General features: G+C 44.3%; 17 protein-coding genes and 1 riboswitch. Of the genes, 5 read left to right on the plus strand and 12 right to left on the minus strand.

All coding sequences use genetic code 11. The features are described from left to right. Positions 1 to 54: 54 nt before the first annotated feature. The 9 genes from LLW17_RS04245 to LLW17_RS04285 all read right to left on the minus strand — a co-directional run bounded on the left by LLW17_RS04245 (position 55) and on the right by LLW17_RS04285 (position 10,681). A complete protein-coding gene (locus tag LLW17_RS04245; RefSeq protein ID WP_228229025.1) occupies positions 55 to 1,299 on the minus strand; it encodes a sulfate adenylyltransferase subunit 1 in 1,245 nt (414 codons plus the stop codon). 53 nt (positions 1,300 to 1,352) lie between these two features. Continuing rightward, positions 1,353 to 2,252 (minus strand): sulfate adenylyltransferase subunit CysD, encoded by a 900-nt coding sequence (gene cysD, locus LLW17_RS04250; RefSeq protein WP_099645834.1) that lies wholly within the window; start codon positions 2,250 to 2,252, stop codon positions 1,353 to 1,355. Between the two features lie 11 nt (positions 2,253 to 2,263). After that, positions 2,264 to 2,887, minus strand: coding sequence for a phosphoadenosine phosphosulfate reductase domain-containing protein (locus tag LLW17_RS04255; protein WP_228229026.1), 624 nt, complete (start codon positions 2,885 to 2,887; stop codon positions 2,264 to 2,266). Beyond that, on the minus strand, positions 2,887 to 3,159 hold the full coding sequence (locus LLW17_RS04260) for a DUF2061 domain-containing protein (protein ID WP_228229027.1): 273 nt from the start codon (positions 3,157 to 3,159) through the stop codon (positions 2,887 to 2,889). Before LLW17_RS04260 ends, LLW17_RS04255 begins: the two co-directional genes overlap by 1 nt. Before the next feature lie 157 nt (positions 3,160 to 3,316). Continuing rightward, entirely contained in the window at positions 3,317 to 3,727 is a 411-nt protein-coding gene (locus tag LLW17_RS04265; protein WP_099645831.1) for an RrF2 family transcriptional regulator, read from the minus strand. Between the two features lie 29 nt (positions 3,728 to 3,756). Then, positions 3,757 to 4,923 (minus strand): trans-sulfuration enzyme family protein, encoded by a 1,167-nt coding sequence (locus LLW17_RS04270; protein WP_228229028.1) that lies wholly within the window; start codon positions 4,921 to 4,923, stop codon positions 3,757 to 3,759. Positions 4,924 to 5,342: 419 nt separating this feature from the next. Continuing rightward, the gene (locus LLW17_RS04275; RefSeq protein ID WP_228229029.1) at positions 5,343 to 5,765 is read right to left on the minus strand and encodes an OsmC family protein; all 423 of its coding nucleotides are present in this window, start codon (positions 5,763 to 5,765) and stop codon (positions 5,343 to 5,345) included. Positions 5,766 to 5,890: 125 nt separating this feature from the next. After that, positions 5,891 to 9,274 (minus strand): bifunctional aspartate kinase/homoserine dehydrogenase I, encoded by a 3,384-nt coding sequence (thrA, locus tag LLW17_RS04280; protein WP_228229030.1) that lies wholly within the window; start codon positions 9,272 to 9,274, stop codon positions 5,891 to 5,893. Between the two features lie 114 nt (positions 9,275 to 9,388). After that, positions 9,389 to 10,681: an O-acetylhomoserine aminocarboxypropyltransferase/cysteine synthase family protein gene (locus LLW17_RS04285; RefSeq protein WP_228229031.1), complete on the minus strand. Its 1,293-nt coding sequence runs from the start codon at positions 10,679 to 10,681 to the stop codon at positions 9,389 to 9,391. 120 nt (positions 10,682 to 10,801) lie between these two features. Beyond that, positions 10,802 to 10,909: riboswitch (SAM riboswitch) on the minus strand. A gap of 363 nt (positions 10,910 to 11,272) precedes the next feature. Between LLW17_RS04285 and metK the strand changes: the two genes are divergently transcribed. The 3 genes from metK to LLW17_RS04300 all read left to right on the plus strand — a co-directional run bounded on the left by metK (position 11,273) and on the right by LLW17_RS04300 (position 16,283). Beyond that, positions 11,273 to 12,529 (plus strand): methionine adenosyltransferase, encoded by a 1,257-nt coding sequence (metK, locus tag LLW17_RS04290; protein ID WP_228229032.1) that lies wholly within the window; start codon positions 11,273 to 11,275, stop codon positions 12,527 to 12,529. 144 nt (positions 12,530 to 12,673) lie between these two features. Next, positions 12,674 to 13,600: a 2-hydroxyacid dehydrogenase gene (locus LLW17_RS04295; RefSeq protein WP_228229033.1), complete on the plus strand. Its 927-nt coding sequence runs from the start codon at positions 12,674 to 12,676 to the stop codon at positions 13,598 to 13,600. 88 nt (positions 13,601 to 13,688) lie between these two features. Beyond that, on the plus strand, positions 13,689 to 16,283 hold the full coding sequence (locus LLW17_RS04300; protein ID WP_228229034.1) for a DUF3857 domain-containing protein: 2,595 nt from the start codon (positions 13,689 to 13,691) through the stop codon (positions 16,281 to 16,283). Between the two features lie 66 nt (positions 16,284 to 16,349). Here the strand turns inward: LLW17_RS04300 and LLW17_RS04305 are convergent, their stop codons facing one another. The 3 genes from LLW17_RS04305 to LLW17_RS04315 all read right to left on the minus strand — a co-directional run bounded on the left by LLW17_RS04305 (position 16,350) and on the right by LLW17_RS04315 (position 20,805). Beyond that, the gene (locus tag LLW17_RS04305; RefSeq protein WP_228229035.1) at positions 16,350 to 19,055 is read right to left on the minus strand and encodes a carboxypeptidase-like regulatory domain-containing protein; all 2,706 of its coding nucleotides are present in this window, start codon (positions 19,053 to 19,055) and stop codon (positions 16,350 to 16,352) included. 36 nt (positions 19,056 to 19,091) lie between these two features. Then, positions 19,092 to 19,919 (minus strand): GLPGLI family protein, encoded by an 828-nt coding sequence (locus tag LLW17_RS04310; protein WP_228229036.1) that lies wholly within the window; start codon positions 19,917 to 19,919, stop codon positions 19,092 to 19,094. Positions 19,920 to 19,983: 64 nt separating this feature from the next. Then, on the minus strand, positions 19,984 to 20,805 hold the full coding sequence (locus LLW17_RS04315) for a GLPGLI family protein (protein ID WP_228229037.1): 822 nt from the start codon (positions 20,803 to 20,805) through the stop codon (positions 19,984 to 19,986). A gap of 126 nt (positions 20,806 to 20,931) precedes the next feature. On the opposite strand from LLW17_RS04315, the gene LLW17_RS04320 reads away from it, so the two are divergent. After that, complete coding sequence (locus tag LLW17_RS04320) at positions 20,932 to 22,419, plus strand: sensor histidine kinase (protein ID WP_228229038.1); 1,488 nt, start codon at positions 20,932 to 20,934, stop codon at positions 22,417 to 22,419. Next, positions 22,412 to 23,095, plus strand: coding sequence for a response regulator transcription factor (locus tag LLW17_RS04325; RefSeq protein ID WP_228229039.1), 684 nt, complete (start codon positions 22,412 to 22,414; stop codon positions 23,093 to 23,095). Before LLW17_RS04320 ends, LLW17_RS04325 begins: the two co-directional genes overlap by 8 nt. The last annotated feature ends 56 nt before the right edge of the window (positions 23,096 to 23,151 follow it).

Below are 23,151 nucleotides of genomic sequence, written 5' to 3' on the forward strand. Positions count from 1 at the left end.
GGATTATTTAAAAAGAGTATCCAAAGTAATTGGCAATACTCCTAATTTTAAATGTTAGCCTATAAAACCAACTCCGGCTGTGGTGTTGCTCTGCAGGTCAATTAATATAAATGAACCGCCTGCCTTATTTTCGGCATAGGTGTCGTAAAAAAGATTTTTACTCAGTTTAAAATTCACCTTCCCAATTTCATTCAACGTCAACTGATTCTTAGAGCCGTCTTCACCTGAATAATCTGTAGCGATGACACTTTCTACGCTGTCAATTTTAGCAAGAATGCGGTTGGTATTGTGTTGAATCTCATATTTCGCTCCCGGAACCAGCGCTTTACCATCCATCCAGCAAACAGCTGCCGTGAGTGATTTTGAGGATTGTGGAACTTCATCAGACTTCACTAAAACATCGCCTCTGGTGATGTTGATATCATCTTCTAACGTGATGGTTACCGAACTTCCGGCTACCGCTTCATCATACTTTTGATCAAAAAACTCAATGGTCTTGATTTTTGAAGAAGTTAAAGAAGGTAGAACAGTTACTGCATCGCCTACTTTTAAACTGCTTCCGTAGATTTTTCCGGCGTAACCGCGATAGTCATGAAACTCATCCTGTTTTGGTCTGATTACCGTTTGCACCGGGAAACGCGCGGCTGTATGTTCTTCCTGTCCGGGCTTTAAAGCTTCCAGATAATCGAGTACACTTTCGCCTTTAAACCATGGCATAGTATCTGATTTCTGCGCAACATTATCCCCTTTTAGTGCGCTAATAGGAATGAACGTCACTTCCTGCTCGGCATAACTGCTTTGGGCGTTCAGCTTTTCAAAATCGGTTTTTATGTTTTCAAAAACGCTTTGGTCATAATCTACCAAATCCATTTTATTGACCGCAACAATTACATGCTTAACCCGCAGTAAATTATTGATGAAGAAATGACGGTAGGTTTGCTCTATAACTCCTTTTCGGGCATCAATTAAAATAATGGATGCCTGCGCCTGAGAAGCCCCTGTAACCATATTGCGGGTATATTCTACGTGACCCGGAGTGTCGGCAATGATGTAACTTTTCTTTCTGGTCGAAAAATAAATATGCGCCACATCAATTGTAATTCCCTGCTCACGCTCGGCTACAAGACCGTCTGTTGCCAGCGAAAAATCCAGATAATCATAACCCTTCTTTTTGCTGTTGCGCTCAATGGCCTCAAGCTTATCATCTGTTAAAGACTTTGTATCGTAAAGCAGGCGTCCTATCAAGGTACTTTTACCATCATCTACACTTCCTGCTGTTGCTATTTTTAGAACTTCCACGTTATTCTTCGTATTGCTATTACTATTATTATTGAAGGTGTCGTCTCGAGGACCTAAAAGTATCCCTGTTGCTTGCGTTTTTCCATTGCGGCTTCAGAGCGCTTGTCATCTATACGCGCACCTCGCTCTGAAATAGTAGAGGTTTTGATCTCACTCACAATGCGTGCAATGGTATCTGCTTCAGACTCCACGGCTGCGGTACAGGTCATATCGCCCACAGTTCTGAAACGCACAATACGCTCTAACACTTCCTCATCTTCCTCGCGGTACACATATTTTGAAGCACTCCAGATCAGGCCGTCGCGTACAAAGGTTTTGCGCTTATGCGAAAAGTAGATCGAAGGAATTTCGATTTTCTCTTTCTCGATGTAACTCCATACATCCAGTTCGGTCCAGTTAGAAATTGGAAAAACACGCACATTCTGGCCAATTTCAATCTTCCCGTTAAGCAGATCGAATAATTCCGGACGCTGGTTTTTTTCATCCCACTGACCAAAATCATCACGTACTGAAAAAATACGCTCCTTGGCTCTCGCCTTTTCTTCATCGCGACGGGCACCACCAATACAGGCGTCAAACTTAAATTCTTCAATCGCATCTAAAAGCGTGGTGGTTTGAAGCATATTTCGGCTTGAATATTTACCGGTTTCTTCAGTTACCTTACCTTCATCAATGGCATCCTGCACATGGCGTACAATCAGATTCAATCCTAATTCCTCAACCAGTTTATCCCGAAACTCTATAGTTTCCGGAAAGTTATGCCCTGTATCTACATGTAATAGTGGAAAAGGAATCTTGGCAGGGTAAAATGCTTTTTGTGCCAAACGCACCAGTGTGATGCTATCTTTTCCACCCGAAAAAAGCAAAACCGGATTCTCAAACTGGGCAACTACTTCTCTAAAGATGTAAATCGCCTCGCTCTCTAATGCATTTGTTTTTAAAATCGTACTCATCTCAATTGGTTTTAGGCGTGTAAACCACACTCCCGGTTTTCCAACACTTTAGTTGGATCAAAGTATTTATGTTCGTTTGGCAAATTATGCTCTGCCAAAAAAGTATCTAATTGGGCGTCGCTCCAGTAGTAAAACGGACTCACCTTAAGTACTCCGTCTGCACCCTGACTTAAGATATCGAGGTTATCGCGATGCGCGGTCTGGCCTTTACGCAGGTTTGTAAACCAAACATCGGGTTTATGATTTGCCATCGCTCGTTTGAAAGGCTCCAGTTTTACCTGTTCGGTGAAAACCTTATGTCTTGGATCGTCAATTTGCGGGATTCCCATTACTACATCGCGGTGTGCTGCGGTTTGCTGAGGCACGTAAAGGTCAATGTGAAGCTGAAGCAAGGCAATTACTTCTTCTGCATGACGATAGGTATTGGGCGTATTATAACCGGTATCGCACCAAACCACCGGGATTTCGGGTTTTGCCTGAGTAGCTGCAAATAAAATTGCCGCCTCATAAGGCCTGAAATTGGTAGTTACAATAGGATTTTTAGCTTGCGCCACCGCCCATTGTGCGATCTCAACCGGCGATTTCTCCCGAAGATCTGCGTTTAATTGTTCTAATTCTGCTGCTGAATAACTCATTATCTTCCCCAGTTTATAGTATTCCAAATGCGCTCGTGGAAAAAGTACAGAGCCATTTTGGTAACCAGTTCTACCGCTCCAATCGAAAACGCAAGAGCCAGCGTACCGGTGATAATCCACGATATCAAAACCGTATCAATGGTACCCACGATTCTCCAGCTTATTGATTTAACGATGCTGCGCAGCGGCTTTTCTGAAGTTGTATCTTTTTTATAAGAGACCTTTGGAGTCTCTTCAGTCTTTGTTTGACTATATACCTGATCTAAAATCATAACCGAATATCTATTTTTATTTAAATCCTATCGGATTACTAGGATTTAAAAGCAAAAGTATTGTGTGCCTTCTTAGTGACCAAATCTTTTGGCATTTATTTTTAAATTTTTAAGTGATTTTTAGAAAATGGAGCAATTATTCCGAATCTGTCAACCATTATTCGATAAGGTCGGCCAGGGTATTCTTATTGAGAACCGCCAGATTGCTGTCGCGTAACTGCGCCATGAGTACGTGTACTGAACAGGTAGTCTCATCGGGACAATCGTCGCACTTTTCGTAGAAATTAAGACTCACGCACGGCACCATAGATACCGGACCTTCCAAAACGCGCATCACCTCAACCATTTTGATATCCTCGGGCTGGCGACGTAAATAATACCCGCCACCTTTTCCTTTTCGGCTTCCTAAAAAACCGGCTTTACGCAGGGTAAGCATAATACTTTCGAGGAATTTCTGGGAAATGTTTTCACTTTTGGCAATGGCACCTATTTGCACAGGATCTTCACCCTGATGCTTGGCTACATAGGTAAGCGCTTTAAGACCGTATTTGGTTTTCTTGGATAACACGGCCTAAAAGTAGGCAAAAACTTAGAAACTTAAGCGTTTAGCGCCTGCTCCAGATCTGCAATGATATCTTCTACGTGCTCCAAACCTACCGAACAACGTACCAGACCATCGGTGATGCCCACTTCCAGACGATCTTCCTCGGCCAGTTTACTGTGTGTGGTAGAAGCCGGATGCGTCACAATCGTGCGGGTATCGCCCAGATTTGCAGATAACGAACACATTTTAATCGAATTTAAGAATTTGCGTCCCGCATCGATTCCGCCTTTAACTTCAAAAGCTACGATGTTTCCGCCGTGTCGCATTTGTTTTTTGGCCACTTCGTACTGCGGATGCGATTTCAGAAACGGATACTTCACAAAATTAACTTTGTCATGCGCTTCCAGAAACTCGGCCACCTTGAGCGCATTCTCACAATGCCGGTCTGCACGTACGTGCAGGGTTTCCAAACTTTTAGAAAGTACCCAGGCGTTAAAAGGCGATAACGCCGGACCTGTGTTTCTGGAGAACAAATAAATCTCGCGTATCAAATCGGCGCGACCTACGCTTACACCGCCCAGAACGCGACCCTGCCCGTCGATCATCTTGGTTGCCGAATGGATCACGATATCTGCTCCAAATTTAATGGGTTGTTGTAAATAGGGTGTGGCAAAACAGTTATCTACCACAAATATGAGGTTGTGCTTTTTAGCCAAATTGCCCAAATGCTCCAGGTCTAAAACGTCGCAACCCGGATTGGTAGGCGATTCCACATAAAGAATTTTGGTTTTGGGCTTGATGAGGCTTTCTACTTTATCAACCTCATCTACTTTGAAATACGAAGTTTCAATATTCCATTTGGGCAGATACTTGGTAAACAAGGTGTGTGTTGAACCAAAAACCGAACGCGCCGAAACGATATGATCACCGCTATCTAACAAGGCTGCAAAAGTCGAAAACACGGCAGCCATCCCCGTTGCAAAGGCATATCCGGTTTCGGCACCTTCCATCTTGCAGATTTTTTCTACAAACTCGCTGGTATTGGGGTTGGTAAACCGGCTGTAAATGTTGCGCTCTTTTTCTTCGGTAAACGAAGCCCGCATATCTTCGGCATCTTCAAAAATAAAACTCGAAGTCAGGTATAACGGCACAGAATGCTCTAAAAACTCACTTCGGTTTAATTGGGTACGGATTGCTTCGGTTTCAAAATGTTTACTCATTATACTTAGATATTAGACTTTAGACGTAAAATTTGAGATGGATTATCTTGCTCAAATACATGGTCTAAAATCTGGTGTTTTTCGTTTTTCGGTTAGCTTCGGTACAAATTTCCCGCTACGCAGGGTAATTCACTCAGCTACCACACTTTAATACTATTTTTTTGGTTTTTCTTAGACTATGAAAAAAGGTTTAACCGTGGAATCGTTGAACTGTTTAATCGGTCTATCTCTGCTACTCGCTTCTTTTATGTTTACACTAGAAAGCACTTCGACAAGCTCAGTGTGACAGGCTAGAACGGCTTACTGCCAACTGCGACTGCTTACTGACTTTCAACTTTTCATCTCTCACTTCTTACCTCTTCTCTCTATTCTTTATTCTTTATTCTTTGTTCTAAAATCTCACGTCTCCGATCTCAGGTCTATTCCACCTCTTCCCCGTTCAGAAAGACCTTGTAGGTCACCTTCACACTCGCCTGAAGCGTAATTGAAACCGAACAGTATTTTTCAAAACTCAGTTGGGCGGCGCGCAGGGCCTTTGCCGGCGGGATATCGCCTTCCAGATACACGTGAACGCGCATCGCATTAAAAGGTTTTGCTCCGCCTACTTCAATACGATCGCCCTCCACTTCCACGTGATAGGAATCAATCTCCAGCTTTTGCTTTTTTAAGATCGAAATGATGTCAATCGCACTGCAACCGCCTACTCCCATCAAGAGCAGTTCCATGGGACTGCTGCCCTGAACCACATCTCCGGTTTTATTATCTATCATCACAGGATTACCCGAAGCTCCTTTGGCTTCAAAGAGGTAATCAGAGTTTTTACGTTCGAGTGTTACTTTCATTCTATTATTATTTTTATTGCTATTGTTATTCCTCAACATCCCCCCTGGCACCCTTCAAAGGTGAAACATCGGTCTGTTCATTTTTCAATTTCCAAATAATAATGGAAATAATAATAACAATACGTTTAACTATTCCGCTCTGCGAGTTTGAGTATGTCGCCAAAAACCCCTCGTGCAGTTACCGCGGCTCCTGCCCCGGCTCCCTGAATCACCAGTGGATTCTCGCCATACGACTCGGTATAAATCTCAAAAATACTGTCGCTTCCTTTAACCTGACCCAGGGCCGAATTTTTAGAAACCGTCACCAGCTTCACCTCGAGGGTTCCGCCGTCTTCCTGAGATAAGTCGCCGTAAAGGTCGCCAACATATCGCAAAACCTCACCCTCTTTCAGGGCTTTTTTACGCGTTTCAAAAACCGAATCGAGCTCTTTCAGCCTTCCTAAAAAGTCTGAAGCTGCTCCTTCCCGCAAATTTTCGGGAATCAGGTTTTCGATCTGCACATCGCTAAACTCTTTGTGTAAGTCGAGTTCGCGGGCAAGAATTAAAAGTTTACGCCCCACATCGTTTCCGCCCAGATCCTCACGCGGGTCAGGCTCTGTAAAGCCTTTATCAATCGCCTGTTGCAGGACTTCTGAAAAAGACTGGTCTTCTACCGAAAAGGTATTGAACAAATAACTCAGTGAACCGCTGAAAACCCCTTTGATTCGGGTAATATTATCGCCCGAAAGATGCAACAGACGAATGGTATCAATAAGCGGTAATCCTGCGCCCACATTGGTTTCATACAGGTAACGCTTGTTGTTTTCATCTAAAACGCGACGCAGCTTTTGGTAAAAATCAAAACCAACGGTATTAGCGATCTTGTTGGAAGAAACGAGGTCGAATCCGTTTTTAGCGAGCTCCAGATAATTCTGAATAAAAGTTGCACTTGCCGTATTGTCAATCGCGATCAGGTTTGCAAGGTGATTCGCTTTCGCGAAAGCGATAACGGCATCCACACCGCCTTCCTGAGCCTGATTTTCAAAATCGGTTTTCCAGGTTTCTGTAGCGCCGTCTTTGTTGAGCAACACTTTTTTAGAATTTGCTACCGCGAAAATATTCAGCGCAATGCCTTTGCGCTCCTGAATGCTGGCCGCCGAAGCCACAATCTGGTCGATAAGCGTACCGCCCACCAGACCCTGACCAAAAATGGCGATGTTTATTTTTTTGGCAATGCCAAAAATCTCGCCGTGCACCACATTAAGGGCTTTGGTCAATTGGGGTTTGCGCAACACCACACTCACGTTTTTGCCCGTCACCGTATTGTTAAACAACAACGGAACAATCCCATTTTTGATGAGTTCGCTATACGGTTTGTGGAAACTGCTCAGATCCTGACCAATAATCGAAATCACCGCAACTTCATCAATAATCTCGATGCGGTTAACATCCTGACTTTGAAAATCGGCTTCAAACTCAAAACGCAGCGAAGAAATCGCCAATTGCGCCTGTTTGGCTTCCACCACCAGGCCAATCCCACGTTCTGACGAACCCTGAGCGATGATACTCACGTTCACACCGCTATTCCCCAAAGCTCTAAAAATACGGGCGTCAACCCCTACTTTCCCCAGCAGGCCGCGACCTTCCAGATTGATCAGGGCCATCTCGCTAAGCACCGAAAGCGACTTAATCCCTTCCTGCTCGGTTTGCGCAGTAATCAATGTACCGGCATCATCGGCCTTGAAAGTATTGAGAATGCGGAGAGGAATATTCTTTTCAATCAACGGAATGATGGTCTTAGCGTGCAACACCGAAGTTCCAAAATTCGCGAGTTCGTTTGCCTCACTATAGGTTAAGCGTTCAATCTTCTGCGCATCGGGAACCAAATCGGGGTTGGCGGTAAAAATACCGTCAACGTGTGTGTAGTTTTGCAGTTCGCCCGCATCCAGATAATTGGCCAGCAACGAAGCCGTGTAATTGCTGCCGTTACGACCCAAAGTCGTGGTCTGGTTGTTTTCATCACTGGCGATAAAACCGGTAACGATGTTTACCGTATCGCCGTTGTATTTGGCAAAATGCTTTACCACCTGCTCTTTGGAGCGCTTGTCATTGGGCTGGGCATTGCCAAAAGCACCGTTGGTGGTAATAAGCTTACGCGAATCGGCAAAATGAGCTTTTACTCCCTGCTTTTGCAGCAGATGCGTAACGGTTTTTACCGAAATCAATTCGCCGTAAGACAGAATCTCGTCTTTTACTTTTTTGCTGTAATCTCCCAAAAGCGCCACACCTTCAAACAAGCGCTTCAGTTCTTTAAATTCATCGAAAAGATCTACATCAAAATCACTTTGCTGATAGCTTTTAAAGGCTTCAAACTGATGCTGAAACTCAAGTCCGGAAGCTGCCGCTTCGAGAATGGCTTCCAATTCATCGGTCGCGCCACCCCGTGCCGAAAGCACCACAGCAATGCGCTCGCCAGTATCAACTTTGGTTTTAATTATATTCAAAACCGTGTCAAGGCCGTTTCCGTTTGCAAGGGATTTTCCGCCAAATTTGAGAATTTTCAGCTTTGCGCTATCGGCTCTAAAAACAGGATACAGCAACTGCTCAAGCTGTTCAAATTCGATTAAAAACGCATCGTGCCCATGTACCGAATTGATTTCGCCATAGGTTACATTATTTTTAACCTGCGCCAGCTGCTTGTAGGTCTCGCGGTTTTCAGCAGGCGTAAAAAACAGATCTGAATCTACCCCGATGATGTGAATATTGGCTTCAACCTGACTCAGGATTTCATTAAAACCTTCGCGGCCACGGGTCACGTCTATGGTTTTCAGCAATTGATTCATCAACCTATACGCCGCAAGCTGAAAACGGTCTTTCAACTTATGACCATGATGATCGAGCCAGCTTTCCACATTAAAGATATTGAGGTCTTCATTGGTGCTGCGCTGAAATTTACTCTTAAACGATTCCGGCGTGCGATAGCAAAGCATTGCGTGCATACGGGCATCGTGTACGGGCTGCGAGGAGTTTTTGAGAATCTGCTCCTGAATCTGGCAGTTGGCTATAAGCCAGTCGGTTGATTTCCAGTCAGAGGCCACGGGGATTAAATGTTGGGTAATCGCCGGTTGCTGGGTCACCATTTCCCACGCGATACCGCCTCCCAGCGAGCCGCCAATAATGGCGAAAAGCTCGGTAATCTCAAGAGCCTTAAGGCCTTCTAAAAAAGCCCGCGCGACATCCTGTGCAACAAAATCTTTATAGTTTTCGATTAAAAAGCCGTCATTGCCGTTACCGGGGATATTAAAAGACAGGATGCTGTATTTGCGGGTGTCGATGCATTTATCGTCGCCTATAATTTCATTCCACCAGCCGTCAGGACCGCTTACGTGCGAATTTCCTGTAAGGGCGTGATTTACCAAAATTATCGGTGCCGTGCCCAATTGCTGACCAAAAGTCTCGTAGCTGAGTGGCAAGTCCAGTTGAAAACCGGATAAGGTCTTAAACCCGGGAAGGTTCAGTTTGTGTAACATTTTAGGGAGTCTTATTTTTAAAAAAAGCTTCATTATAGTTGTCAGGCTGAGCTTGTCGAAGCCTCAACTTCGACAGGCTCAGTTTGACACGAATACTAACTTTTAGCTTTATTATTAAGCATTTGCTGTTTGTTTAATCTGTGCAAAAGCTGCTTTTAAATCATTTTTTAAATCTTCAACATCTTCCAGACCAACCGAAAGACGGATCAAATCTTTAGTCACGCCGGTTGCTTCCTGCGCCTCGTCAGGTAATTGCTGATGCGTGGTGCTCGCCGGGTGAATAATTAAGGATTTGGTATCTCCAATATTTGCCAGAAGGGAGAAGATTTGCGTTTTATCGGCTACGGTTTTTGCGCCTTCAAAGCCGCTCTTCAAACCAAAAGTCACGATACCGCTTTGTCCTTTGGGCAGGTATTTTTGAGCCAAATCGTAATACGCACTGCTCTTGAGGCCGGGATAGTTTACCCAGGTTACTTCGGGCTGAGCTTCGAGCCATTCGGCCAGGGCCAAAGCATTCTCGCTGTGTTGCCTGATGCGTATCGTAAGGGTTTCCAAACCCTGAATGATCTGAAACGCGTTAAACGGACTCAAAGCTGCACCATGATCGCGTAAACCTTCAACCCGCACTTTGGCAATAAAAGCCGCAGGCCCTAAAGCCTCGTGATACACCAAACCATGATAACCGGCAGAAGGCTCGGTAAACTCCGGAAACTTTCCGCTTGACCAGTCAAAGGTACCGGCATCTATGATAGCACCGCCTAATGAAGTTCCGTTACCGTTGATGTATTTGGTTAACGAGTGAATCACAATATTCGCCCCGTGTTTGATGGGATTTAGCAAAGCCGGTGTAGCGACGGTGTTGTCTACAATAAGTGGAACGCGGCTTTCTTTCGCGACAGCGGAAATCGCTTCGAGATCCAGTACATCCAATTTTGGGTTACCTAAAGATTCTACGAAAACCGCACGGGTGTTCTCCTGTACCGCGCTTTTAAAATTGGAAGCCTCTGAAGGGTCTACAAAAGTGGTGGTAATTCCAAATCGCGGAAGCGTTACGCTAAGCAAATTGTAGGTGCCGCCATACAAACTGCTGGAGGCCACGATGTGATCTCCTGCACGCAGCAAGGTAAGCAGGGCGGTGTTGATCGCCGCTGTTCCTGAAGCGGTTACCACCGCACCGATACCGCCCTCAAGGGCAGCCAGACGTTGCTCGAGAATATCGTTTGTGGGATTGTTCAAACGGGTGTAAATGTAACCCGGCTGCGACAGGTTGAATAAACCCGCCGCGTGGTCTGAGTCGTTAAAAACGTAGCTGGTGGTTTGATAAATAGGCACCGCGCGGGTACCGCCGTTAACTGTGGTGTCGTGACCGGCGTGTAGCGCCTGAGTCGAAAATTGGTGTGTACTCATTTTTCTGTTTTTTGAGTTGAAAATAAATTAAACCCAAAGTCTGCTGCCGGCCTTCGGCATCATTTACAAGAAAAATGTTATTAAGAAATTAGTAAAGTCATTTCTAGAAAAATGACTCGTTAGTTATCTATCATCAGCTGTGCTGTTGTAGAATGTAGCACCTTCATCCCGGGGGAAGGGTTGCTAAGGCTTCACAGGGTCTAATCCCTCCGCCTTTCTTGATAACATTTCAGTAAAAGTCTGAACTTTGTGAGCGACAAAGATTGCAAAACCTTTTACAGATATGCAAACAAAAGCAGGGAAATTTTAAGAAGCGTAAATTTTTCACAAGATTACACCATGCGTTTTGTAATACTTTCAAAATCCCTACATTTGCCGCTCAAAAGAGGAAAGATTTGACTGATTGCAACCTCTTAAATCAAAACTATTTTGGTTTAAAAAAATGCTAAAGGCAGTAACCACACTACCCTACGCGGCATTTGTCAAATCTTTCCCAAACGACTCACAGCAACTTTTACGCGCGCTAAAAACGCGAAAAAGATCTGGTTTCAAAACGTTTAATGTGCCACATTGTGGTTAAAAATTGCTTAGATGGCTTATCTATTTACCTCAGAAAGCGTGTCTGAAGGACACCCCGATAAAATCGCAGATCAAATCAGCGATACCCTACTCGATAACTTTTTAGCTTTTGACCCCGAGTCTAAGGTTGCCTGCGAAACCCTGGTAACCACAGGTCAGGTTGTACTTGCCGGAGAGGTGAAAAGCAATACCTATATCGATGTGCAAAACATCGCACGCGGCGTAATCAATGACATTGGGTACACCAAAGGTGCCTACCAGTTTAGCGGTGACAGCTGCGGTGTGATTTCGCTTATTCACGAGCAATCGCAAGACATCAATCAGGGTGTGGACCGCGCTTCAAAAGAAGAGCAGGGTGCTGGTGATCAGGGGATGATGTTTGGCTATGCCACCAAAGAAACCGAGAATTATATGCCGCTTGCGTTAGATATTTCGCACCGCATTATGATCGAACTGGCTAAGCTGCGCCGCGAGGAAAAAGACATTACCTATTTACGTCCTGACGCCAAAGCTCAGGTGACTATTGAGTATTCTGACGACAATGTGCCGCAAAAGATAGTCGCTATTGTAGTTTCTACCCAGCACGATGAGTTTGATGAGGACGAAAAAATGCTGGCTAAAATCAAAAAAGATATTATCTCGATATTGATTCCACGTGTTAAAGATGCATTGCCTGAAGAGCTTGCAAAACTGTTTAACGACGAGATTATCTACCACATAAACCCAACAGGAAAATTTGTAATTGGAGGTCCGCACGGAGATTCAGGCCTTACCGGACGTAAAATTATCGTAGACACCTACGGCGGAAAAGGTGCGCACGGGGGTGGTGCTTTCAGCGGTAAAGACCCCAGTAAAGTAGACCGTTCTGCGGCTTATGCAGCGCGTCATATCGCTAAAAACCTGGTTGCAGCCGGTGTTGCTGATGAAGTTTTGGTACAGGTTTCGTACGCCATTGGTGTGGTTGAGCCTACTTCAATCTTTGTAGACACCTACGGTTCTAAAAACGTATCGCTTAGCAATGGTGAAATCGCTGCAAAAGTGCGTGAGTTATTTGATATGCGCCCTGCTGCAATTGAAGAACGCCTCAAGCTGCGTAATCCTATCTACCGCGAGACTGCCGCTTACGGCCATATGGGGAAAGATCCGCAAATCCTAACCAAAGTGTTTGAAAGCCCTTACAGCGGTCGTGTAGAAAAAGAAGTGGAATTATTTACCTGGGAAAAACTGGACTATGTAGACCGGGTTAAAGAAGCCTTTGGGATAGTTTAGAAACATCCATCCCCAACCCTTCCTTCAAAGGAAGGGAGCTCGAATTTAAAAAGCCTCCCCTTGGAAGGGGAGGTTGGAGGGGATGTTCCACTTAAAAATACGATTGAGAACTTTTTTCTAAATTGTACCTAAACATCTCCATATATGGCTCTGCTACTTATTCGCAACAACAAAGATTACGAGGCGTGGATTGACGCCCTTCACGAAGCTGATCCTTCACTTGAAGTCCTAACTCCCGAAACGGCAGAAGACCCTAATTCGGTTACGATGGCGGTTACCTGGAAAGCCCCAAACGGCAGCTTTGAGCCCTATCCCAATCTTAAAGTCATCGGTTCTATGGGTGCGGGAGTTGATCATTTGTTCAACGATCCCTCCTTGCCTAAAGATGTCACCCTGACGCGTGTGGTAGATGAAAAGCTTGCCAGCGATATGGAGGAATTTGTGCTGACCTTATGCCTGAGCCACATCAAAAATCTGCCGCTGTACCGCAACCTGCAGGATCAAACCCAATGGAAGCCCACCCAGTATAAGCGTGTACCCGATGTACAGGTTGGTATTCTGGGTTTTGGAACCCTGGGGCAGGCGGTAGGACAGGCGCTTCAGCAAACCGGTTTTCAGGTAAGCGGCTGGTCGCATTCGCGAAAAGAAATCGAAGGCATCAAAAGCTATACCCAGGATGAGCTGGATAATTTTTTAGCGCAAGCTGAAATTCTAGTGTGCTTACTCCCGCTGACTGAAGAAACCGAAGGTATTTTGAACGCCTCCCTGTTCAGCAAACTCCCTAAAGGTGCCTACCTCATCAACGTTGCCCGCGGCGGACATCTGGTTGATGCAGATTTGATTGAAGCCTTAGACAACAACCACTTAAGCGGCGCCGCTTTGGATGTATTTCATACGGAACCCCTGCCTGAAGATCATCCATTCTGGAACCGAAAAGACATACTGATCACTCCGCACGTTGCCAGTATGAGCAACGCCGCTTCGGTCGCACCGCAAATTGCAGAGAATTACCGAAGGATGGAAAAAGGCGAAGAATTAAAGAATACCGTTTCGCAGAAAAAGGGGTATTAAACAGCTGCAGTTTATCGATTAAGCTTCAAAAAAACTTGTTAATTATCTCTTAAAAACGTTTATTTGGGCTTTATGCTATTTTTCTTTTATGCTTAGACACGTATTCGTTAAGCTTTTATTTTTCCTATCCCTATATCAAATAAATGCGCAGAACCTCAACCAGAAACCCATTCCTGATTGGGTAGAACCTACAACTCCCGACTACACTGCATCCGCTGAAGATGCCAAGGCTTCGGGCTTTTATTATTTACTGCTCGACGATCAATACAATACCGAACAGAAAGAATATTACGAGCGCTTTACCTATAAAATAGTCTCCAAAAACGGGGTGCAGGAAATGAGCGACATCAGCATCGAGTTTGACCCGCAATATCAAAAAATCGTTCTTCACAAACTTGACATCATTCGAGACGGGAAAACGCTTAACCGGCTTGATATGAAAGATTTTAGGATCATTCAGCGGGAAGAAGATCTGGAGCGCCATCTGTACAATGGTGTGGTAACTGCAGTGAATCATCTTTATGATATTCGCGAAGGTGATATTATTGACTACGCATACACAACCCTTGGAAGAAACCCCATTCACGAAGGTAAAGTGGGTGCCACCTTCTTTTTACAACATACCTTGCCTGTTGCTCAGATACACATTTCAATACTTAAACCGGAAAATTACGACCTCTTTATCAACACCGACAATGGCGCCCCGGATGCAAAAATAACCAGCTATAAGGGCAATACGCGCTACAGCTGGAGCGCTAGCGATACTAAAGCCATTCTCTACGAAAGCAACACACCCAGCTGGTACTATCCCGCTCCTACGGTGGAGTTTTCTGCTTTTGAAAACTGGGCAGCCGTCGCAAAACAGTACAGTAAGCATTACGCGGTAAGTGAGCCGGATAGGGTCGCCTTAAAAAAAGCTTCAGAAGCGGTTTTAAAATGGCACAAAAACCGATCTGACAGTCTTACAGCTCTCGTGCGTTTTGTTCAGGATGACATACGCTATTTGGGTTTTGAAGATGGTCTAAATTCTTTTAAGCCCAGCAGGCCGGGAGAAGTGCTGCAGAGGCGCTTTGGCGACTGTAAAGACAAAGCCCTACTGCTTTCGACCTTGCTGCAATGTTATGGTGTTGAGGCAAAACCCATTTTGGTGCATAGTATCAATGGAACAACCCTTGATAAAAAATTACCATCGCCTTTTGTATTTGATCATTGCATCGTTCAGTATAAGACTGAACTTGGTCAGGATGCCTACATTGATCCTACCATTAGCGATCAGGGGGGCTCCCTGCAAACCACTTACTGGCCCAATTATCATTTTGGACTCGTTCTGGACGAAAACACTACAGAACTAACCCGATTGACCAAAGCAAAAAAACCAAAGACCATTTTAACGGAAACCTTTTCACTGGACAAAGTAGGTGGTGGTGCGGTACTGGATATCGAAACCCTTTATTATGACGGTGATGCAGATGATATGCGTACCTATTTCAATACAACCAGCACCGAATCTGTTCAGAAAAGCTATACTGATTTCTACAGCAGTATGTACCCGGGCATACGTGTAAACAAAGAAGTGGTTGTTGAAGATGATCGTAAAAGCAATTTGATTAGGGTGGTAGAAAACTATAAGATAGACAGCCTTTGGAAACCCACCCCCGAAAATAAGAAGATTATAGCAGCGCAATTTTATCCTTCGGCATTAGAAAACGTGCTGTATCCCGTCTCCAGTTCAGAGCGTAGCATGCCTTATCTGACAAATGCAGAGACCAATTTTGAACACAAAACGGTTGTGTACTTCCCTGAATCGTGGGATATTGAGAATGAAAGCCTGCATCTGGATAATCCCGGTTTTAGCTATGATTATAAAATAGACTATAAAAACGCCGCTTTAGAAATCACGCATCACTACAAAGGTAAAACCGATTATCTTGAGGCTGATCAGGTCGCCAAATACCTTGACCTGCACAATCAAATACAGAATCAATCTACCTATCAATTGACTTACGGAGCTGCTTTTGTTGATAGTCCCCAGATTTCTGCCGGCAGTTATACCCTTACTATCTCGCTGATCATTTTAGGTGTTTTGCTTAGCGCACTGCTTTGCTGGTTTCTTTACACCACCTACGACCTGCCAAACACCGTTGATGAACGCTGGCAACAGCCTATAGGCGGCTGGGTGGCTTTCTTTGGTATCGGGATTGTGCTCACCCCCCTGATTGTAATGGGTACTTTGCTTTTCAGCGAAGATTTACATTTAAATGCAACCCACTGGGAATATCTTTTTGACCAAAGTTTTCTACTTGGTCTCATAGGGATTGTAGAACTGCTGTATAATTCGGCTTACCTGATTTTTTCCATATTTGTTGCCATTCTTTATTTTCAGAAGCGCACCATCGCCCCACGTATGATTATCATCATGAATGCGGCCGTTGTAATCCTATTCACTTTAGATAATATAGCTTTACTTCAGCTTGCGCCTGATGAATTTAATCCTGCCGAAACGCAAAATATATATGGAGAGATCCTCGGGGTGATGATAAAAGCTGGTATTGTAATTTGCTATTTTGCCTTTTCAGAACGGGTAAAAAACACCTTTACCAACACCAATAAAACCTATACTGAACCTGAGCATTATGAGTTTAACACCCCCGAAATAAGCCCGGGCCAGCAAAGCTCTTTATAAAATCAAAAACCCGGGAACTTCAATTGAGTCTCCGGGTTTTCTTCTTAACGCTACTAAAATTGCTTTCTATAAGTTGTATCGCACCGAGAGCATTACGATGCGGGGCATCACAAAATACTCGGTTGTAGTGCTGAAATTTTCATTGAAACTATCGTTGTTCAACGAGTCTACATTCAGCAAATTGGTGCCATCCAGACGGAATTCCCATTTGCTTTCGGGTTTTTGATACCGCAACGAGGCTTCAAAAAACGAATATTCGTTTTGTACCGTGTCGTCTTTATCAAAATAGTTGTAATAACTCCAGTCTGCCGTGAAGGTAAAGCCCTTTAAGAATCGCACATCTACATTGGCAAAAGGACGGTCTGTAAAAAAGGTACGATCGCTGTTTCCGTTTTGATAGTTGTTGATGCTTCGGTTGTAACCCACCTCAAAATTAGGTGCTTCCTTAAAATTGGTCTCTACACTCGCAGTATAATTCTGTGTGAAATTTTGCGACAAAGCAGGTTGATTGTTTACAATATTATTGAGTTCGCTATACGAAACGTTTCCACTTAAATTAGCCTTCCACTTTCTGAAGGTTTTTTGAAAACGCCCGTTTGCACTCAGTACCTCATCTACAAAATTGCTGTTGATAGGCGACGAAGCCTGGTTTATGCTATTTATCGCGGTCTGACTCTTAATTGCATCAATACGACGGGTATAACTCACACCCCCATTCAGGTTTGTGAAGTTGAACATATTAAAGTTGAAATAATTGAGGCTGGCCGTATGAAAAATCGCGTTCTCAATATCCCGGTTACCGCGAAACATACGGTTGTAGTTATTGAAAACATAGCCTTCGGCGAAATTGTTAACGTCTGTGTAGTCTGCGGTCATTTGATAATTAAGGCGTAGGCTTTCGCTTTGCTTAAATTCTGCAATTGCAAAAAGATCTGGAAGCAACTTAAACTGATTGCTTCCGGTTTCTCTTCCCAACTGCACCGATGACACATCGTATCTATGCAGCGTAAGACCGGGCGTAATGGTAAAAATTCCGGTTTTAAACTTGTAATGCACCCCGACAAAAACGTCACTAAATTTAAAGGTCACATCATTATTAAGCGTGTCTCCTACAAAGTTGTTGACGGTTCCGTCCTGTAAAATCTGAAATATGTTAGAATTGAAATCCTGTCTGCTCTGGGTTGTACCTAAAGTGAGGTTGAGATTGCTTTTATCGTTGATGACGTAATAATAATCAATCTTGCTGTCCAGCTTACTGGTCTTGATGATCTTGTCCTGATTGATATCAAAACGCGTTTTGCTTTGAAGCGTGTCTAGCGGAAGAATTGCTGTAAAGGGCTGCTGCGAAACCACTGCATTGTAAAACGGATCTTCATTTTGATACAAATGTTGTACAAAACCGGCAAAAATATTCTTGTCGTCAAGCGTATAATACGCGTTTAGGTTTTGATTTAAACTAAAGGGGTCATTGTCTTTTTGCTCGGTGATCGGGTTGTTTACGATGCCGTCCTCATCGGTGAAAATTGAAAGTGCATCGGTCATTTCAGATTGTTGCGATTTTTTGGCCAAAACATCGTAATCTATTTGCAGCTTATCGTTGGGTTTGTAGATGCTGCTGAATTTTGCCATTGCCAGCTGGTTGCTTTGGTTGCTTTCTTCGGTATTTACTTCGGTAGCATTTGTGGCAATGTAATTGCGCAGGGAGCGCTGCATAAAATCGGTTGAATTGTCGCTGAATAAGGTAAAGCCGCTCAAATCCCAGGCATCTGAAGCCTCGTAACTGAAGTTCGCCGCAGCAAAATTGGTTTCGATCATCTGGGCACGGTTATTTTGGGTAACCAAAAAGCCCAAACCGCTGTCTGAAATATTGAATGAAGTTCCCCCGCGTTGGTTAAAATTCCTAAAACCTCCCGTAAAATTGAAGTAATCCCGAAACGTGAACGGCACATCACCGGTATTGTTAGTATTCCCAATAATGTTGATGCTGCCTTTAGGGCTGTAGTAAAACAACTTGGCACTACCCAGATAGCGGGTTTCTCCCCCGTCGCCAATACCGCCCTGCACTTCGCCAAACCAAAAATTCTTCTTGCCTTCTTTAAGCTTCAGGTTGATCGCCACATTGTTCTGGTCGTTACCCAAACCACGCATCTGGTCAACCTCATTGTAATTTTTCAAAACTTCCACTTTTTTCAAAGCATCAGCCGGAATGTTTTTAACCGCCAGCTTCGAGCTGCCGTCAAAAAAATCCTTTCCTTCGATCATCACCTTAGAAACGGTCTGCCCTTCCACCTGAATCTGCCCGTCTTCGTCTACGGTCACCCCGGGAAGTTTTTTAAGCACGTCGCCCAGTTTCTGCTCGGTTCCGTTGGTAAAACTGTCGGTATTGTAGACGATGGTATCGCCCCGAACCACAACCGGCATTTCGTAAACGATCTCCACGTCATCAAGCTGGTTTGCCGCCGGCATCAACACAAAATCAAGAGCGATATCTGCTGCATCTTTAGCAATCGTAAGTTCTTTTGTAGTGGGTGCCAACCCCAGAAAACTGGCAACCAGTGAATACCCGGCAGCGGAAGGCAGGTTAAACTGATAGCGTCCTTCAGAATTGGAAATCGCATAGGATTCCATTTCGCCGGTATCGGCGCGGGTGGCAATAACATTAGCCAGCTCGAGCGGTGTGCCGATGCTGTCTTTTACCGTACCGCTTACGCGTACGCTTTGGGCTTTCGCCGTAAGGCTAAGCAACAGAAAAAAGGTGAAAATGTATTTCATGAATTTTGGTTGATTGTGAATGTAGTTTGCGTTGATCTAGCCTCTTCCACCACCGAAACCGCCGCGACCTCCGCCAAAACGCTCACTCATTTCTTTGGTTTTTTCGGCCACCACTTTTTCATATTCGGCACGGCTAATCTCATCGCCTTTTTTAGGCATCTCGATGTCGAGACCCTCCTTAGGATTGATGACAATTTTGTTGCATAAAATCACGGTGGGACCGGCGCTTACTTCGAGAATCAAACCGGGTAAACCCCAGTATTCATCAGGCCCTTGACTTACGGGAATTTGAGGCGTGTACCAGGCCGTAATCACCATTTCCTTAGGCGCCTCTGCGGCTGTAGTATCTGCATTACGACTGCGTCGCATCGCATCCCAGGGGTTTTGTTCTGCTTTTTTTACCGCAGTAGCCTTAAAAGCTGCATACTGACCTATCATTTTGCTTTCTTTTTCAAGCTTCCAGTCCAGTTTTGCGAGCGTGTCTTTAACGAGAAAGGTTTTGCCCATCAGTTCGTTTTGACGTGCGTAAATATCCTCGGCGATATTTTTATAGATTCCGCCTTGCGAAAAACCGCCACCCATAAAGCGCATTCCGCCACCAGCACCCGGAGCTTCCAGTTTTTCTTCCTCTTCATAAATAGATTCATCTTTACTGAAGGAAAGCGTAAAGGTTTTCTCGAGACGGCTCTTCATACGTTCGGCGATTTGCTTTTTCATCTGCTCGCTCATCTCGCGACCACCGAAATTGTTCATATCGAACGAAGTTTTAGACTGATAGGTAGCGATGCCGCCATCAAATTTTTGAGCCTGAGCAGATAAGGAAAGTAAAACGGCAAAGACCAGGAGTATGCTGTAGATTTTCATAAGTCAACATGTTTATCGCATTTGGACTCCTGATTTTCAAATAGGTTTAACAGCAGTTTTTAACTTATCCGCCAATTTTAATCGTAAAGGTTTTACCGTCTTCGCCGTTGCTGCTGTTACGCTCAAGCCACTCGTTCATCTTCTCTTCCTGAATAATTTTCATATTAGCCTCGTCTACAATTTTGCCGCCTTCAGGAGCTTCGATTTCTATCTTATCCTCGGGGTTGAGCACGATCTGGCTACACAGAATGCTTTCTTTGCCGTCCTGCACTTCCAGAATAAGACCGGGCAGACCCCAGTTCATCGCCGGGCCATGGCTTACCGGAATTTGCGGTGTGTACCAGGCGGTAATGGTTTTAGTAAAGGTGGTGTCTTTGGTTTTCATAGAATCAGACTCAAAGGTCTGGCTGGTCACCTCTTCGGTGCGAGTGGCTTTAAAACAGGTATAATCGCCTATGGATTTGGTTTCTTTTTCCAGCTTCCATTCGGGTTTCTGCAGGCTGTCCTGCACCAGGAAGATTTTACCCAATACATCTTCCTGCCGCTCGTAGCGCCTGGCTGCCGTATTTTTATAGAGAATATCGCGGCTTTGACTCACTTTTATCTGAAATCCGCCGGAAGCGCCCAAATCAGGTTTAGCCAACTTTTCATCTTCTTTGTAAAGCGATTGATTGCGGTCAAATGTGAGGATGTAGGTTTTCTCAAATTGCTTTTTAAGCTGATCGGCGATCTGTTGCTGCATCGCATCGGTCATATTCTTACCTTCCATTTTAAGATCAACCTGACGTCTGGACTTGTAAGTGGCGACGCCCTGAAAATCCTGAGCGGTTAATGCTTCCGCGAAAGCGAGAACGAAGACGAGGATAGATAGCATTTTAAAATTCATAACTGTTTGATTTTTGATTGATTTCTGAAGCAAAGATGATTAGGAAATCTATATCAAAGCGTTAACCAGTGTTAACGTGTGTTAAGCGGAAAGACCGCACAAAAATATTCGGCCTATTTTTGAACTATGCAAAACAAGAAATACACCTACCTCATCTACTTTATTGCCGCAGTGATCGCTGCGACTTTGGCGATACAGGTGTATTGGAATTTCAAGAATTATCAGGCAGGTAAGCAACAACTCATTAACGAAGTACAAAGCAGTCTCGACCTCGCTATTGACAATTATTTTATTGATTTAGCCGAAAAAAATACCGTTGGTCTTGCTTACGACGGGGATATTCTCAACAATAAAGGACTGGACACGATTACCAAGCGCCTGGATTTTTCAACTGATGGGCTAAGCGGTCTCGACAGTATAGATCCTGAAGATTTACACGAAATCAAAATTTTCAGAGGTTTGCGCGCCCTAAATATAGATACGCTGGCTTCCAGCATTAAAATCACTTCAGACGACCGTAAAGATGTGGTCGAATCCTTTTTAAACCCGCGGAATACAGACAGCCTTAAAGGAAAGTTTGCCCTGGCCAACCGCATCATCATTTCCATAACTACCGATTCTATTGAGATTCCCGAGATGAACAGGTATATCAGAGAGCAGCTAGATCAGAAAAAACTGGATCTCGACTATGCGTATCGCTTTCTTAAAAAGAACGGCACCAATCAATCCTATAACCTCAACAAAATTGATACAACCGCGCTCAAAGCCGAGGCCAAATCGGCCTACCTCCCTAACAAAAGCAACTTCACGCTCTATTACAGTAATATTGCCGGCACAGTATGGCAACGCAACCTTTTAGGTATTTTGCTTTCTACATTATTGGTCGCTTCGGTCATTGCCTGCCTGTTGTTTTTACTCAACATCATCAAACGTCAAAAACAACTCGCCGAAGTTAAAAATGACCTCATCAGCAACATTACCCACGAGTTTAAAACGCCCATCGCCACCATCAGTGTCGCTTTAGAAGGAATTAAAAATTTCAATACCGAAAACGACCCGGTGAAGACCGGCAACTACGTCAATACATCGGCAAACCAGCTGAATAAACTCTCGATGATGGTCGAAAAACTATTGGAAACCGCGACACTTGACGGGGATGATCTTTCGCTGAATATCGAAGCCATCAACCTCAACGAACTCTTACAAAACCTCATCAATAAGCATCAAACGCTCGCTCCCCAAAAAAGCTTTACATTTCAACACCCGGAAAACGACATGATTCTGAACGCCGATCCTTTTCACCTGGAAAACGCGCTCAACAATTTACTGGACAACGCGGTGAAATATGGGGGCGAAAGTATTTCGGTAACTTTAAAATCTGTTGCTAAAGAGGTTATAATCGAGGTGGCAGATTCGGGCAATACGCTGGGTAGAGCCGAAGCCAAACAGCTTTTCGAAAAATTCTATCGCGTACCCAAAGGCAATACCCACGACGTAAAAGGCTTTGGCATTGGTTTGTATTACACCAAAAAAATCATTGAAAAACACGGCGGAAGCATAAACGTTGCCACTGCGCCGCAAACCACCTTTAAAATCGAACTTCCCCATGGCTGAAAAAACCTATATCCTGCTCGCTGAAGATGAAGCCGCTCTGGGTCAGATCGTCAAAGAAAGTCTGGAAACCCGTGGTTTTAAGGTTGACCTTGCCGAAGACGGGGAAAAGGCACTAAAACTGGCAACCCAAAACAACTACGATGCTCTGGTGCTCGATGTGATGATGCCCAAAAAAGACGGTTTTACCCTGGCCAAAGAAATCCGTTTGCAGGACGATAGCATTCCCATCATTTTTCTCACGGCAAAATCACAAACTGCAGACGTGGTAGAAGGCTTTAGCATCGGCGGAAACGATTACCTCAAAAAGCCCTTCAGTATGGAAGAGCTTATCGTGCGTATTCACAATCTGGTGAGCCGCAAAACGCTTCAGAAAAATACCGAATTGCTCGAGATAGGTGGCTACCTTTTCAATTTTCCCAAACAAACACTGCAGTATCAGGATGATGAACTCGTCTTGCTCACCCACCGGGAGGCGCATTTGTTATTTCACCTCATCAAAAATAAAAATCAGGTGCTTGACCGTAGCCTCATCCTCAATAAACTGTGGAATTCAGACGATTTTTTTGCAGCCCGCAGTATGGATGTTTTTATCTCAAAACTGCGTAAAAAACTGGCTCAGGATGAAAGCATCCAAATCATCAACGTACGCGGTTACGGGTATAAATTAACCTGCTAGAAGCAGCACCAAAACAACTGTATGGCTGTTTAATCTTCAGAGTTACTTTTTAGAGG

Source organism: Leeuwenhoekiella parthenopeia, assembly GCF_020782115.1.
Classification (GTDB): Bacteria; Bacteroidota; Bacteroidia; order Flavobacteriales; family Flavobacteriaceae; genus Leeuwenhoekiella; species Leeuwenhoekiella parthenopeia.